The following is a 12,847-nucleotide window of genomic DNA, read 5'->3' as shown; positions in this document are numbered from 1 at the left end:
ATTGTCGGGGCGAGCTGCCCAGGCGTCAGTCCGAATGCCGCTCCAGGGTCGCCGGGGTGCAAGGGCACCTGCAGCGCCTCAATCCACTGGGCCCTAACCCATCGGCCCGTGGTCAACAGGCTCGCGAGGCCGCCGGCCAGATACAGGAGGCCGGCGCAGGCGAGCAGTACTCCCCCGGCGACGAAGATTGTGTCGGTGAGATCGCGCGGTGGTCGCTGATTCATCGAGAGACCTACATCCTCGCGTCGGTGTCGAAGAGTTCGACCTCGCGGGCGTGGCGGACGAGTTGTACGACGAAGGACCGGTTGGGCAACCGCCACAGCGCCCGGCCTTTGGGGAGCTTGGCGATCGTCGCGATCTCCACGTCGGTGAGCCCGAGCAGGCTCGCCGTTCGCTCTAGCTGGTCGGGCTCTTGCCGGAGCATGATCCGGGTTGAGCAGTCAGCCAGGAGCCCTTCGGCGAGAGCACGGGCCTCAGACCCGAGGTCACCGACGGCGGCCAGGTCGGATAGTCGGTGCACGATCAGGATGTTGGAGACGCCCCAGGCACGCGACAGTTTCCATTGCTCCTGCATCCGCCGCAGGAGTGCCGGATCGCGCATAACCCGCCAACCTTCGTCGTACACGATGTAGCGGTTACCGCCGGCCGGATCCGCGACCGCAGCCTCGAGCCAGGACGATGCACAGGCCAAGGTGAGGCGCAGCGCCTGATCGTTCCCGCCGTTCCCCAGCCACGAGGAGTCCAGCGTCACCATCGGCAGCGTCGGATCGAACTCGGTCGTCGACGGTCCGTCGAACATCCCGGACAGATCACCATGGACCAAGCGCCGGATCGCGTGCGCGACTTCGCGCCCATCGGCCGTCAGGTTCGAGGTCCTCAGTCCTGCGCGCTCAGCGCGATCGGAGTCCGGCGTGAAGAGAGCAACGACGACGTCGGGGATCGTCGGTTGTGCGACCTGGCGCGAGACGGTCTCCAGCGCTAGGTCGAGAGCCGTGTGCTCGACAGCGGCCAGCGGTCGTCCGAGTGTGGATTCGGCTAAGGTGCCCAGCAGCGCGCGGCGCCGTGACCACACGATTCGTTCCCACTCCTCGGCGTCGACGGTGGATGGTTGGCCTCCAGCGTCGAGTGGATTGAGGCGGGTCGGTAAACCCGGCCCGAGTTTAATGACCGCACCGCCCATCGCCGTAGCCACCGGCGTCCACTCCCCCTTCGGATCGCAAGGGACGTACGCCTTGTGGCCGAGGGCAACGGATCGAGTGATCAGCGCCTTGGCCGTGGACGACTTGCCACTGCCGATTACACCGGCCAACAGCACGTTCGGATTCGTGATGACGCGACCCTGGTACAGCACCCACGGGTCGTAGACAAACGAGCCACCACTGAAGACGTCGGAGCCAATGTAGGTGCCATCGGCGCCAAGCCCGCCTTCGGCGAGGAACGGATACGCGACGCGCAGCACCCGGGTCGTGGCTCGATGCTTGTCGACCAGGAGCCGCAGGCGCCTGCGAGGGCTCGGCGCACCCGTCTCTGTCCCATCAGGTGCGTCGGCCTTCGGCGTCCGCTGGACCGTGTACGACGATCGGCGGTTGGCTCGACGGGTCGCGCGCCCGACGCCCTCTGGTTCGTAGTACGCGGACTCTTGCCTCGCCATCACAATCCAATTCCGAACGGCAGAGCTGCGGCCATGAAGCCTTCCATCTGCTGGCCGACCAGGCGGCGCAGGTCAAGCAGAGCCTGAGTAGCAGCGATCTCGATCTCCATGCAGGCGTCATCGAGCGCTTCTTCGTCGTCAGCCGAGACGACAACGAGGCCAAGCCAGCGCACATCGCCATGTCCGGCCGCCAGATCCCGCTCGCGCTGGGCCACGTCGGCGTCGAGCTGACGATCCTCCTCGGTCTCCAACTGCCCGATCCTGGCGCGAGTTGACCTGTCCGTGACCCGCTCGACCTGATGCCGCCTGGCGTCCCGCAACGCCTTGCCCATCGGAATGGGCTGCAGCACCAACGTGAATGTGCGTCGGATTCCCGGCTTCAGCAGCAACGGGCTCAGGAACGATGGAGTGGTCTGAATGCGCGGCCATTCCGTGATCACGTACACGCGGTGCAGCGAGGAGTCAGTGCGCAAGAGGTCCCAGCCAGCGTCCACACCGAGCGGGCCGGCATCAGCTGCATCCAGCTGCTCGGGGCTGGGAATCGTTCGCGTCGCGGCGGGGTCGAACGCCACGCGAAAACTCATCGCCAGTTCGCCGGCGCTGAGCCAGCACCCGGCGACCCCGGCCGCGGCGAGCGAGGTCTGTAAGGCTCGCGCCTCGGACTCGACCACCGCGGTGGCACCACCGATCCCGCCGCCGTGCTTGCGGATCTCACGAGAGACCGCATCGAGGTTCACCGCGAAGCTGAACAGAGTCTCGTGCCTGGCCGCAGCCGGAGCTGCGTGATTCAGCAGATCGGTGTAGATCGCGCCTGCCGACGTCCGCGAATCGACCTGGCGCTTCTTGGCCCACTCTCCCAGCTGGTCGCCGGGGTCGGGCAGCGTGCGTTCCAGGATCTGCGCTCGTGCGATGCGATTGCCTTGGCACAGACCCGCGATCAGCCGACCGTAGGCCGCGACACGCCGGTCCTGCTCATCGGTGTTCTGGAGCAGATGAGCAGGACCTTCGATCTTGGCCACGGCGATCACTCGTCTACGCCGAGGATCGTGAACGATGCCGATGCCCGACCCCGCGGTCAGGATCCGCAACGCCGTACCCTCACCGGGAAGCTGCAGTTGCCCATGCCGGCGCGGCTCCATGACCCGGTTCCGGAAGGCATGCTGCTTCCGTAGCAGCCGGATGGCGTTCACAACACGAAGCACTAACCAGCGATACAACGGCAGGTCCTCGGCTCGCGCGATGGCAACAGCAACGCACAAGCCTGCAATCGTCAGACCGCTCAGCTTCGCGGCTGGAGTCATCTGCACGAGGATGAAGATGGTCGCTGTGACGACGGCGATCAGCAGCAGAGCGACCTGGACGGCGCGAAGCCCGAGCAGTACGGCGTTGCGCTCAGGGCGTGGGAACCGGGTTGAGAGCGTGCCGGGAGTGGTCACTTCTGCTCGCCTCCTGAGTCGCCGGTCGTCTCTGTGCCTTCAGATGGCGCAGAGGCCGGATCGACCGCCGACTGTCGCGCGATCGTTGCTATCGCCGGAGACAGCTCAGGTGCTGCAGTTCCTCCGCCTGAGCCAGTCGATTCACTACGGTCTGCCGATGGGCCAGTGCCGGTCGCGGCACGGGCCGGCTCCACCTCGACCGAACTACCGTTGTCCCCCGCTACGGGATCCGGGTTGTCGTGGGATCCGCCGAAGTGATGCGCACGCCATTGTTGGGCCTGATCGAACCGCTCCTTGAGCGCCGATGCCCCAGCGGTGCCTTGCTGAAGTGCATGTACGGCGGTCTGGCCGTGATCACCTGCCCAGTGGATGAATGAGAAGGTTGCCAGCGGCGCGAACGCAGCCATCGCGATCAGCAAGACCCCGGTCAGGAACGTGCCGATCGATGCCTCGCCGTTCTGGTCCGTGTTCCCAGCCGCCGACAGCCCGACCGTGAAGATGACGGCCATCGCGACCTTGGAGAACAGGAGAGCTCCGACGACCTCGACCCAGCGGCGCAGCCAATGACGCGTAGCCGACCAGGTCCAGCTCGCCATTGCGATCGGCGCGAAGACCACGAACGCCACGATCGCGACCTCACGAATCAGCATCACGAAGTACAGCGAAATGGAAGCCAACAGCCCTAGCACTACGGCAGTCAGCATGAAACCTCCGAGCGTCGCAGCCGTAGGGAAGACGCTCAGGTCGACCATGCGCTTCAAGCCGTCGGCGGTCGCCCGGTTGCCGAGGATCGCGGTCGACATCTCGTCGACGGCCTGACCGCAAGACGCCACCACCGCAACCGCAAGCGGAACACCGGCCGTGCCCAGCAACGCGCCCAGGACCGCGTGCCCGAGTCGGCCAGGTTCTCGGCGGATCGCGGCCGACGCACACTGCAGCACGAACGCCGCGACCAGCAAAGGCAGTGAGATGACAATCATCAGGTCGAGGTTGTCGCGCCACCACTGCTGGCCGAAGCGTGGCGCCGTACTGAGGCTGAACGCCTGGAAGACGTACGACGTCACCTCGGTCAGACCTCTCGCCATCCAGTTCAAGAACGAGTTCCACCACGAGTCCGTGACCGAGCTTGTTCCTGAAGCGACACAGCTGATCGGGTTGAGCAGGCAATCGGACCATGCCACGAGCGTTCTCCTCGATCAGTTGATGTGGATGCCGCTGAAGAAGCGGATGAGCGTGTTGGCCGACCCGATGAGGATCGCGGCCCCGGCTGCGACCAGGCATCCCGTCTTGCCTTTGCCGGCATAGTGCGCGTTGTTGTTGAAACTGCCCATCGCCCAGGCCGCGGCCGAGATGACGAAGGCGGCGACGCAGATCACGAGGCTGAAGGTCAGGAGAGCGCCGACCACCTGGCGGAGCGCAGGCAGGCCGGGCAAGCCGTTGGTGTTCGGGGTGATCCCCGGGTCTTGCAGGATGACGGTCTGCAGAAGGAACTCATTGCAGATCAGCATGTCGATGTCCTTCAGGTAGTCGAGTAGATGGGCGGTGCCCAGCCCAGATAGGTCGCGTTCCACTTGGATTCGATGAGCGGGAAGGCGACGAGGTAGACGCCGCCTTGGCCGGGGACGCGGTCGTTGATGTCGTTCGAGACGATCTGGCCGTTGCCGACGTACACAGCTACGTGGCCGTACGGTCCGCCGGTCTCCCAGAAGACGAGTGCTCCGATCGGTGGCTGACGGTCGTTGCTGTGTGCGTTGCCGGTCGCAACCATCTGCTGCCATTGCTCCGCGGCCGAGAAGTACCCGGCGCGCGGCTGGCCCCAGATGTTGGCTGCCAACCGCGCGCACAGCTGGTAGTAGCCGCGGCTGCCGACCAGGCGGTGCGCCCGAGCGACCGCGGCATCCGCGTTGGGGATGTCGCCTCCCCCGGTGCTGATCGGCGGGGCCTGGCAGTCCGTGGGTGTCGATGTACAGGTGTCGGTACCGTGCACTGCGCTGCCGAGTGGGGCGACGACGCCGAGGCTTCCGAGCAGAAGGCAGCCGGCGAGCGCGCCTTTGACGATCACGGCAGAACGAGTGCGCTCGCGGACCAGAACTTGCAGACCGGTGTGCACACAACTCCGACGGTCGCCTGCCGCCGGAAGACTGTCGTCTCAGTGTCCAGGACAGTCGTCTGGGTCCCGCGGATGACAAACCCATGCCAGCCCTTCGGTGCGTACTCCACGTGCTGCAGCTTCTCGAGCTGTGGGGTGGTCCCGGCCGTGACGTCGCTGGCCGACGCGTGCGCCTTGCGCAACTCGAGCTGGTCCCACTCCGACCACGAGGGCAGGAGACTCTTGGCTACCTGTGGTGCGGCGCCGGTCGGGTCGGCGAACAAGCTGACGGCGTCCTGCCAGTCGGTGAGGTCGTGGCGGCCGGTGTCGTAGGTCCAGATCGCCCGGGCATAGGCCACCGCGAACGCGTGTGGATCGGTCGTCGTCGGCCGCTTCCACACGTCCATCCGCACCGCTGTCGGCTCTTCCTGTCCTGGTAGGGCCGTGATCTCGGCGTTCGGCGTACTGGTCCGCTGGTCCGGCGGGTCCTGCCAGCGGGCGACCAGTGCCAGGATCAGCGCAGTGATGCCGAGCAGGATCACGATGGGGATCACGATCTTCGATCGGATCGAGTGGTTCACGGTGTTGCCTCTCTTGGGGACTTCGGTACGGCGCAGCCACGCGAACACGGCAGCAGCGATCGGCGCCGGGATGATCCGCAGCGCGGTGAGCACGCGCAGCTCGAACTTGAGCTGCGCGCGGTAGTACCGGATGAGCCAGTGGTGGCGGGGTACGTCGGGGTGGTTGTGCGTCATACCAGGCCTCAACGGTTGAGGTCCGGCAACTTTTTGTCAGGCGGCTCTGACCCGATGTGATGCAGCCGCTCGGCGGTGGCCGAGGCGGCTTGGTCGGCCGAAAAACCGCAGATCACGACCGGCTGCGGCCCGTATCCAACGCCGTACGACGGGGTCCGCGAAGACCTCTCCCGGTCCTTCTCCCCTGGCGAGCCGGGCCAGAGCCGACGCTCGCCCAGCACCTCCTCGCAGCAACCAGGCCAGACCCTCGGCCTGGGCACCGCGGGCTCCGGCCCGCCGCAGCCGCATGATGACCTCCGACCGGTAGAACGGCGGGCCGTCCGCGGCCGCGCGGATCAGGTTGCGCCCCACGACCGCCGGCAGTCCCCCGCGCTCCAACTCGGACGCGATCCGCTCCAGATGAGGCCCCAGCGACTGCCGATGCTGCGTTAACTCGCGCTCGGGTAGCTCACGGGTCAGCGGATGCCGCTGACCGCGCAGCACCTCGGCTCGGACGGCGTCCATCAGCCGCCACCGGACCAGGTTCGCGAGGTAGCCCCACGAGACACCAGCTGCCGGTGAACTGACGGCGAGCTCGTGGCATCGTTCCCAGGCGATGACTCGCGCTCGTTGGGCCGCCTCGTCGTGGCCGAGGGCCGCCTTGAGTCGGCTCGACAGCGGCGCGACGATGTGGGTCTCAATGCCGTCGGCCAGCCGGCGCGACGGCTCAGCCGCCCAGTCCGAGCGGGCCGCGTCGGCGATGAGAACCTCCAGCTCTACATCCATCGAGTGCCTCCGTCTGGGGAAGGAGGAGCTGGCTGGCCGGCTCCTCGTCGTACTGCGGTGCCACCAATGTGCTGGCCGTTGCCTCGAACAAGAACCTGGATCCCGGAATCAAGGAGTCCTGGACAAGTCGGGCGGATCCGAACCCATGTCGAGTCGGTCGCGACGGCGAGTGCGTCCCCGCCCCGTGGATAGCTGCTCCCTGCGCAGGCCAACGGCTGCCAACACCTCGCGGGAGATGATTTGCTCCTCCAGGTCAACCCTCCGCGAGAGCCTGGCGATCTGTGCAGCCACGCGACCGGCCGGCAACCGCGCGACCAAGGGAGCCACCGCTCGCACGGCGTTGACCTTCCCAGCGGCGTGATCCAGCACTCGCTCCCAGCGGGCCAACTCGACATCCATCGCGAGCTCAGCAAGCGGACGCGCGTGGGTCAACGCGTCGTGCAGCCGATCCGGGTGGGCAGCAAACAACGACGACGGATCATGACCACCGGGAAGATCTGCCGCGAGTACGACTGCGAACACGTCTGCCAGAACGTCGAGGCTCCGCGCCGCGCCACTCGCGCCGGCTGTATTGCCGTCAAAGGCGACGACCACGGTGTCCAGCCGAGACGCCTGCTTGAGAATGACGGCCTGCTCGCGTGTGATCGCCGTGCCGCAGGGCGATATCCCGGCCCAGTGGTCGCCCAGCTGATGGATCGCAAGTGCGTCCATGGTGCCCTCGACAAGGACGGGCATCGCACCCTCGCTCAGTCGATGCCTCTGCGCTCCGACTCCCACCAACGTCGTCGCTTTGGTGTAGATCGGGGTGTTCGGTGTGTTCAGATACTTGAGCAGGCCACCTGGTGCGCGGCCGATGAACCCGACGGGACTCTGCTGGCCGTCCTCGGCAAGGAACATGATCCGGCCACGGAAGCGGTCGATCAGGTATCCGCTACGCGTTGCTCTCGCCAGGCCACCCGACAGAAGCGTCTGATCGTCGAATCCTTCACGACGCAGGTGGTCGACCAGCCCTGACCAGGTGTCGGGCGCATATCCGAGCCACCAACTGGTTGCTCCGGTCAAGATCTCATCGGCTACGCCGCGATCTCGCAGGTGTCGAACAGCCCACCCATTGGGTCTGCCGCGCAGTTGGTGCCAGTAGAACCTCGCGGCTGCTGCGGTCGCTTGATGCAGCAACTCATCGCTGACCATGACGGGTCACAGTCCTGGTGCTGCGACAGGCGGATCTGGATCTGTCGGCCGACTGGACACGAACCCGCTGCCGGTGGTCCGAAATGTCATCAGGGGACGCGAGCTCGACAACAGGTCGTGCAAGTGCTCCAGCCCAGACTCTTCGCGCGTGAGCACTGCCGGACTAGCCGGCAAGCCAACGGCCCGTACCCGGTCAAAGAAGAACGCGAGATCCAGGACGTAGCCTGCCTTCTGGTTGCGTTCGGCATCATTCCCGCTCAGGGCCACGATCACTCTGTCGCTGGCACTGAACCGACGCAGAATCCTCGCCTGCGCCGTCGACAGCCCGGCACTGCACACCGGGATCCCGGCCCACTGTCCGCCCATCTGGCGGCTGACTCTCGAGATGGCGATGGCGTCGACGGGCTCATCGACGATCACTGGGACGGCTCCGCCGCCGAGGAGATCCAACTGCTCCTCGACCCCGACTAGGACGTTCGACGACCGATGCAGCACAGTCACCGGACTGATCGACCGCGCCTGCAAGTCACGCCCGATACCGATAAAGCCCACGGGCGATAGCCGGTGATCGCGAGCCAGCAACATCAACTGATTCTGGTGCCGATCAATCGCCTGGCCTTCATCGGACCAGGTCACCAACCCGGCCTTCACCAGCGTGCCGTACGCGAATCCCTCGACCAGGAGATGGTCCACCAGGCCCCGCCGGGCGCTCGGCGCGTACCCGATGTTCCACGCTGATCCGGCCGACAACACCTCCTCAGCACCCGAAGACTTCAGGTACTCCACTGGCCAACTACTCGTTGCTCGCAGCAACTCCTGGCGAAAGACCCGCGCCGCAGCCACATTCGCCTCCAGCAACCTCCGCCGCTCCTCCAGTGAAATGGCGTATCCCGACTCACCCATTGAGACCTCCTCGAAGACGCACAATCAGCCTCGAAGGTCCCCTGATCGCACTCACGAAAGAACCCGGATCACGACTTCCAGGACGACAACTCCGCCTCAGCTCATGGCAGCTCCAGATCATGAGCATCGATGGAATCGTCCAGAAGGGATCTCGCGCTCGATGCTTCGCGCTGAGGCGCCACCTTCCGGCCCGTCCGACGGGCTAAGGCCTGGCTCGGAGTGTCGTCCCAAAGACCCGCGGACCGCGCCAGCCGTTCACCCGCAGATTCGATTGCGGCGTCGAGCAACGCGATGACCCGCTCGACCGACCAATCACGCAGATCATTGTGTGCGCCGGTCCGGTGGTCGGGCTCGCATTCTTCACGTCGATCCGTGGCCGCAGTTTCATCGTTCATGACTCCGAACATCGCCTCAGCAGCGTCGACTCAGAACCTGGATCAGTTCTTCCAGGACACCGCTCCGCTGCCGCCGATCACGAGACGCCACCCATGCCGGGCCGCATAGGCCTCAGCCGGTCCAAATCCTTCCGGCCGATCGGCTGTCACTGCATCGCCCGGCCGGATGATGGCTTCCTGGTGACACCCAGGGTGAACTTCGGTAACCTTTCCGTGATGTTCAGGCGCTAGCTGACTGAGAACGGGGCTTAGGAAGCACATGACCATCCGCTGTACAGACCTGCGCGTGCAGGCTCGTCGGGGCGATCGCTGACGTGATCACCGCCCTACGACGCTCGATCCAGACCGAGGATCGAGGCGAAGACGAAGAGAACCTGATCCGCCTCGCGCAGGCGGGCAACGTCGCCGCCTTCGGACGGCTTTACGACCGGCATGTCGCGACGATCTACCGGTACACCTACAGCAAGACCACATCGCACACCGTCGCGGAAGACCTGACCAGCGAGACGTTCCTCCGGGCATTCCGCGCGATCGCCCGTCGGCCCCGTGACACTCTCAACTTTGCGGCCTGGGTCATCACCATCGCCCGCAACGTCGTCATCGATCACCACCGTTCTGGCTGGAGCCGCCTGGCAGTCGTCACCGACGAGCTCGAACCCCAGATCGACGAATCCGCCGGGCCGGAGCAGACGACCCTCACCGCGATGACCAACGCGACATTGCGATCAGCCCTCGATCAACTGCCGGCCGACCACCGAGAGTGTCTGATTCTCCGCTTCTATGTCGGCCTGTCAATCAGCGAGACGGCAGCCGTCATGCAGCGCACTGTGGGTGCCATCAAACAGCTCCAATGGCGCGCCACCAACCGCCTGCGCCGACTGGTCGTATGACGCTCGTACTGTCTGCTAGGCGGTTGCGCGCATGCGAGCAAGTCGACGGCGAAGGCGCATGATCACCAGGCCGATCAACAACTCCACCAAAACATCTACCAGAAACCGGCGCGATGTCGAGCACGGCGGACAGGATCAAGGCCCGCCACAGCCAAGATTTCCAGCGTTCCAATCGCCTTGACGGCACTTGGGCTGAAGTCCAGGATCCACTCCGTGCCACCACCCAAGGAGGCCATCTCCTGCCCGGACACCACCTCGGGAACCGGCGTGAGCCGTTTGCGGCGGAACCAGCCGATCTGCCCCTCGACCCGCCTTCTCATGGGCACCCTCGATCTCGGTCTGACAGCAGAACGCCTCGATCCCGCAATGGGAGCAGAACGCCGTCCATCGCTCGGTCTCCACCCGCTGCCAGGCGACGATCCACAACGCGGAGGTTCATGAATCACGTCCTGTCCAGGCTGCAGGCGGCTGTTCGGCGGGCGGCACCCGGGGATCCTCGCGATCGGGTTACCTCACCCGGCCGGTCACGGTCGGCTCGCGGCCGGCGTCGTAGAGGCCGGCGATCACGACCTGCGGGCCAGGTGATCAGCTGAGCACACCCCCGCCGATGAGTTCGCGGGTTTCGCCGAGAACCGGCGAGGTGCAGTCTGCTGTCTTCGGCTCCTGTGCCGTGATCGAACGAGAAAGTCCCGATCAATGGAATGACTCGCCCATTCTCGGCCTGGCGGTTCGAATCCCATCCCGAGTACGTGGGGTACGCCTTGGTCAGGCTGGGTCCGGGAGTGGGTTGGGCAGTGTTGCTTGGATGCGGGAGACGACAGCCCGATCCTGCTCGTAGTCCACGATCCAGACGGAGCCGCTGCCAGCGACAGAGCACCCGTCGAGACCTGAGGCCGGCCCGGCCAGCACCAGGCAGGTGTCTTCGTCGATGCCGACAGTCGTTGCGACCTCACCTGCTTCCACGAGCGCGACAGCCCTCCCCAGGGTGCCGGCTTGAGCCGAGTGTACGTCGACGGTGAACGAAAGAAGCCCGAGGCCGGGGCGGACCGTTACCTGATCCAGTCCTTCGGACCAGTCGCTCGGACACACCTGAAGTCCGGCCATCCGCAAGCCGCCGATCAACGCAGCATCAGGTGCGATCATCGCGCCGGCGGAAAATCCCACATACGGCACGCCCGAACCGACGGCCGCGCGGATACCCGCCGAGGCGCTGCTCAACCCAGCGAGGTAGTCCGGCGTGGGACCGCCGGCGACGACGATTCCGTCCAGGTCTACGAAGATGTCCGGCTCAACCGTCCGACCTCGCCGCACGAGCACGGACTGGATCTCGACTGCCGCAGACCCGACGAGCACCTCTGTGTACGCCGGAAGGTAGCGCTGCGCACTGCCCTCATGATCGAAGACGACGACAGCCACACGCGGCCTGCGTCCTGACGCGTGGGCCTGCAGTTCACTACGGAATGCGTCGAATACTCCGAGGCTCGTCGTGGTGTCCGGGCCACCGCCCACCAGAAAGATGCTCACGCTGGAAAGTATCGTTCCGATCAGCTGCGGTTCATCCGAATTTCCAAGCCGCAGGTCGTGCAAGGTCTCTGGGTGGTTCGGTGGTTGGTGTAGGTGGCGCGGTGAGGCCTAGGCCCACAGGCGGCAGGCGGAGATGAGACCGGTGCTTGACCTTCATCCACGCCCGTCGCGGCGGCCCGGAGAGTAGCGAGTAGCTGCGCCTTGACCACCAGTCCCTGTACGCCCGCGGCTGGTAGAACCTCGACCCACTCGCGGGCTTCGTCGACAGACTCAAGCACCAACCGGTGCTCAGACGAAGTCAACTGGCATTCTTCTGAACTAGTCAGGACCGGGTGCGCTGGACCCAACCATGCCCAGCTCGCCACCTCCTTCGGCCGCTACGTTGGCGTTCGACAATTGCGACCTCACCTTCGACCTGGATCAGCGGGTACTCAGCGCCGTCGCGTCTGCGTTGTCGGTTGCCGGAAGCATCAACTTCGGGCGGCGCGACCTTGACTTGCCCTGAGAAATGACGCGAGCGTCGCTGCCCTCGCTCGCCGAGGTGGCGGTGGTGGCTTTGAGTTGGCAGCTGGTTCCTCGGCTGCCGGGGACGCGTCGAGTCGGCCGTATATCCGTACGATGAGCATTTGAGCGATGGCGCTTAGCCCGCTGGACTGGTCGTTGGCGACCTGCTCGAGTAGCTCCGCAACGACCAGCGCCTCTGGCTCGGACAGTACCCGCAGCGGCTGCGCATCTATCCCTTGTTCGAGCCGCTCGGTCACTTGGGTCGCGAGCTCTTCTGATCGCCGCGGCTGGTCCTGGCTGGAGGCGGTGTGGCTGCCAGGTGCGGCCTGAGTGCCGGATTCTTGTGGTGGGCCGGACTGCGACATGGGATTCGTCTCCTGGGTGCATGGGTCGGAAGTCGCCGACCAGAACTTCCCGGCACACCAGGTGGAGCAGATTGAGGTGAGTCCCGATGGTTCGGGGGACCCATCGGGACTCACTACAGTCAGTACATCGCGCGGGCCGACCGGGTGTTACACCGGACGCAGTTGGCGGCGGGAACGGTGATGCGAATGTCGTCGTGCTGGGCGCACGCTGTCCGTGGCGCCATGCCACCCCGGGCGGCTGGAGAGCATGGCGGGTCCACGCCGGTAACGCTCGGCGGCCCGGAGCTCGGCGTGGACCACGTCTGCGGGCCTTCCGCCTGGCCTGGACGGTCCCCGCTCCGGTGTTGGCCTCGCCAACGGTTGGGTCGGGCAGCAGGGC

General features: G+C 65.7%; 13 protein-coding genes. 1 reads left to right on the top strand and 12 read right to left on the bottom strand.

Annotated features, from left to right (window positions below; all coding sequences use genetic code 11):
* Nucleotides 1–232: 232 nt before the first annotated feature.
* The 10 genes from E0H73_RS40025 to E0H73_RS39980 form a co-directional block, all read right to left on the bottom strand.
* Nucleotides 233–1,651 (bottom strand): ATP-binding protein, encoded by a 1,419-nt coding sequence (locus E0H73_RS40025; protein WP_238164582.1) that lies wholly within the window; start codon nucleotides 1,649–1,651, stop codon nucleotides 233–235.
* Nucleotides 1,651–3,087 carry an SCO6880 family protein gene (locus E0H73_RS40020; RefSeq protein WP_337590344.1) on the bottom strand — a complete coding sequence of 479 codons (1,437 nt, stop codon included), beginning with the start codon at nucleotides 3,085–3,087 and terminating at the stop codon, nucleotides 1,651–1,653. The genes E0H73_RS40025 and E0H73_RS40020 overlap by 1 nt, the downstream gene beginning before the upstream one ends.
* Nucleotides 3,084–4,172 (bottom strand): TrbL/VirB6 family protein, encoded by a 1,089-nt coding sequence (locus tag E0H73_RS40015; protein WP_131365566.1) that lies wholly within the window; start codon nucleotides 4,170–4,172, stop codon nucleotides 3,084–3,086. Before E0H73_RS40015 ends, E0H73_RS40020 begins: the two co-directional genes overlap by 4 nt.
* A gap of 111 nt (nucleotides 4,173–4,283) precedes the next feature.
* The gene (locus E0H73_RS40010) at nucleotides 4,284–4,595 is read right to left on the bottom strand and encodes a DUF6112 family protein (RefSeq protein ID WP_131365564.1); all 312 of its coding nucleotides are present in this window, start codon (nucleotides 4,593–4,595) and stop codon (nucleotides 4,284–4,286) included.
* 11 nt (nucleotides 4,596–4,606) lie between these two features.
* Entirely contained in the window at nucleotides 4,607–5,149 is a 543-nt protein-coding gene (locus E0H73_RS40005) for a CHAP domain-containing protein (RefSeq protein ID WP_165556025.1), read from the bottom strand.
* A complete protein-coding gene (locus tag E0H73_RS40000; RefSeq protein ID WP_131365561.1) occupies nucleotides 5,146–5,931 on the bottom strand; it encodes a hypothetical protein in 786 nt (261 codons plus the stop codon). Before E0H73_RS40000 ends, E0H73_RS40005 begins: the two co-directional genes overlap by 4 nt.
* 36 nt (nucleotides 5,932–5,967) lie before the next feature.
* Nucleotides 5,968–6,696 (bottom strand): hypothetical protein, encoded by a 729-nt coding sequence (locus tag E0H73_RS39995; RefSeq protein WP_131365559.1) that lies wholly within the window; start codon nucleotides 6,694–6,696, stop codon nucleotides 5,968–5,970.
* Between the two features lie 108 nt (nucleotides 6,697–6,804).
* Entirely contained in the window at nucleotides 6,805–7,887 is a 1,083-nt protein-coding gene (locus tag E0H73_RS39990; protein WP_131365557.1) for a toprim domain-containing protein, read from the bottom strand.
* 6 nt (nucleotides 7,888–7,893) lie between these two features.
* Nucleotides 7,894–8,790 (bottom strand): hypothetical protein, encoded by an 897-nt coding sequence (locus E0H73_RS39985; RefSeq protein WP_131365556.1) that lies wholly within the window; start codon nucleotides 8,788–8,790, stop codon nucleotides 7,894–7,896.
* Nucleotides 8,791–8,891: 101 nt separating this feature from the next.
* Nucleotides 8,892–9,185, bottom strand: coding sequence for a hypothetical protein (locus E0H73_RS39980; protein ID WP_131365554.1), 294 nt, complete (start codon nucleotides 9,183–9,185; stop codon nucleotides 8,892–8,894).
* 314 nt (nucleotides 9,186–9,499) lie between these two features.
* Here E0H73_RS39980 and E0H73_RS39975 point away from each other — a divergent pair, with 314 nt between their 5' ends.
* Nucleotides 9,500–10,075, top strand: a complete 576-nt coding sequence (locus E0H73_RS39975) for an RNA polymerase sigma factor (RefSeq protein WP_202867808.1) — start codon at nucleotides 9,500–9,502, stop codon at nucleotides 10,073–10,075.
* A gap of 95 nt (nucleotides 10,076–10,170) precedes the next feature.
* Here the strand turns inward: E0H73_RS39975 and E0H73_RS39970 are convergent, their stop codons facing one another.
* Together E0H73_RS39970 and E0H73_RS39965 are read right to left on the bottom strand one after the other, a co-directional pair.
* Nucleotides 10,171–10,395 carry a hypothetical protein gene (locus E0H73_RS39970; RefSeq protein WP_131365553.1) on the bottom strand — a complete coding sequence of 75 codons (225 nt, stop codon included), beginning with the start codon at nucleotides 10,393–10,395 and terminating at the stop codon, nucleotides 10,171–10,173.
* A gap of 445 nt (nucleotides 10,396–10,840) precedes the next feature.
* Nucleotides 10,841–11,662, bottom strand: coding sequence for a Type 1 glutamine amidotransferase-like domain-containing protein (locus E0H73_RS39965; RefSeq protein WP_131365551.1), 822 nt, complete (start codon nucleotides 11,660–11,662; stop codon nucleotides 10,841–10,843).
* Between the last annotated feature and the right edge of the window lie 1,185 nt (nucleotides 11,663–12,847).

This window comes from Kribbella pittospori (genome assembly GCF_004331465.1).
In the GTDB taxonomy this organism is placed as follows: domain Bacteria; phylum Actinomycetota; class Actinomycetes; order Propionibacteriales; family Kribbellaceae; genus Kribbella; species Kribbella pittospori.
The sequence above is the reverse complement of the archived record's forward strand: the minus strand, read 5'-3'. Positions and strand labels throughout refer to the sequence as shown.

Coding starts and splice junctions, on each gene's coding strand:
- E0H73_RS39970 (WP_131365553.1), bottom strand. CDS start 10,395: ATGAGAAGGCGGGTCGAGGGGCAGATCGGCTGGTTCCGCCGCAAACGG.
- E0H73_RS39995 (WP_131365559.1), bottom strand. CDS start 6,696: ATGGATGTAGAGCTGGAGGTTCTCATCGCCGACGCGGCCCGCTCGGAC.
- E0H73_RS39990 (WP_131365557.1), bottom strand. CDS start 7,887: ATGGTCAGCGATGAGTTGCTGCATCAAGCGACCGCAGCAGCCGCGAGG.
- E0H73_RS39980 (WP_131365554.1), bottom strand. CDS start 9,185: ATGAACGATGAAACTGCGGCCACGGATCGACGTGAAGAATGCGAGCCC.
- E0H73_RS40010 (WP_131365564.1), bottom strand. CDS start 4,595: ATGCTGATCTGCAATGAGTTCCTTCTGCAGACCGTCATCCTGCAAGAC.
- E0H73_RS40000 (WP_131365561.1), bottom strand. CDS start 5,931: ATGACGCACAACCACCCCGACGTACCCCGCCACCACTGGCTCATCCGG.
- E0H73_RS40025 (WP_238164582.1), bottom strand. CDS start 1,651: ATGGCGAGGCAAGAGTCCGCGTACTACGAACCAGAGGGCGTCGGGCGC.
- E0H73_RS39985 (WP_131365556.1), bottom strand. CDS start 8,790: ATGGGTGAGTCGGGATACGCCATTTCACTGGAGGAGCGGCGGAGGTTG.
- E0H73_RS40015 (WP_131365566.1), bottom strand. CDS start 4,172: ATGGCGAGAGGTCTGACCGAGGTGACGTCGTACGTCTTCCAGGCGTTC.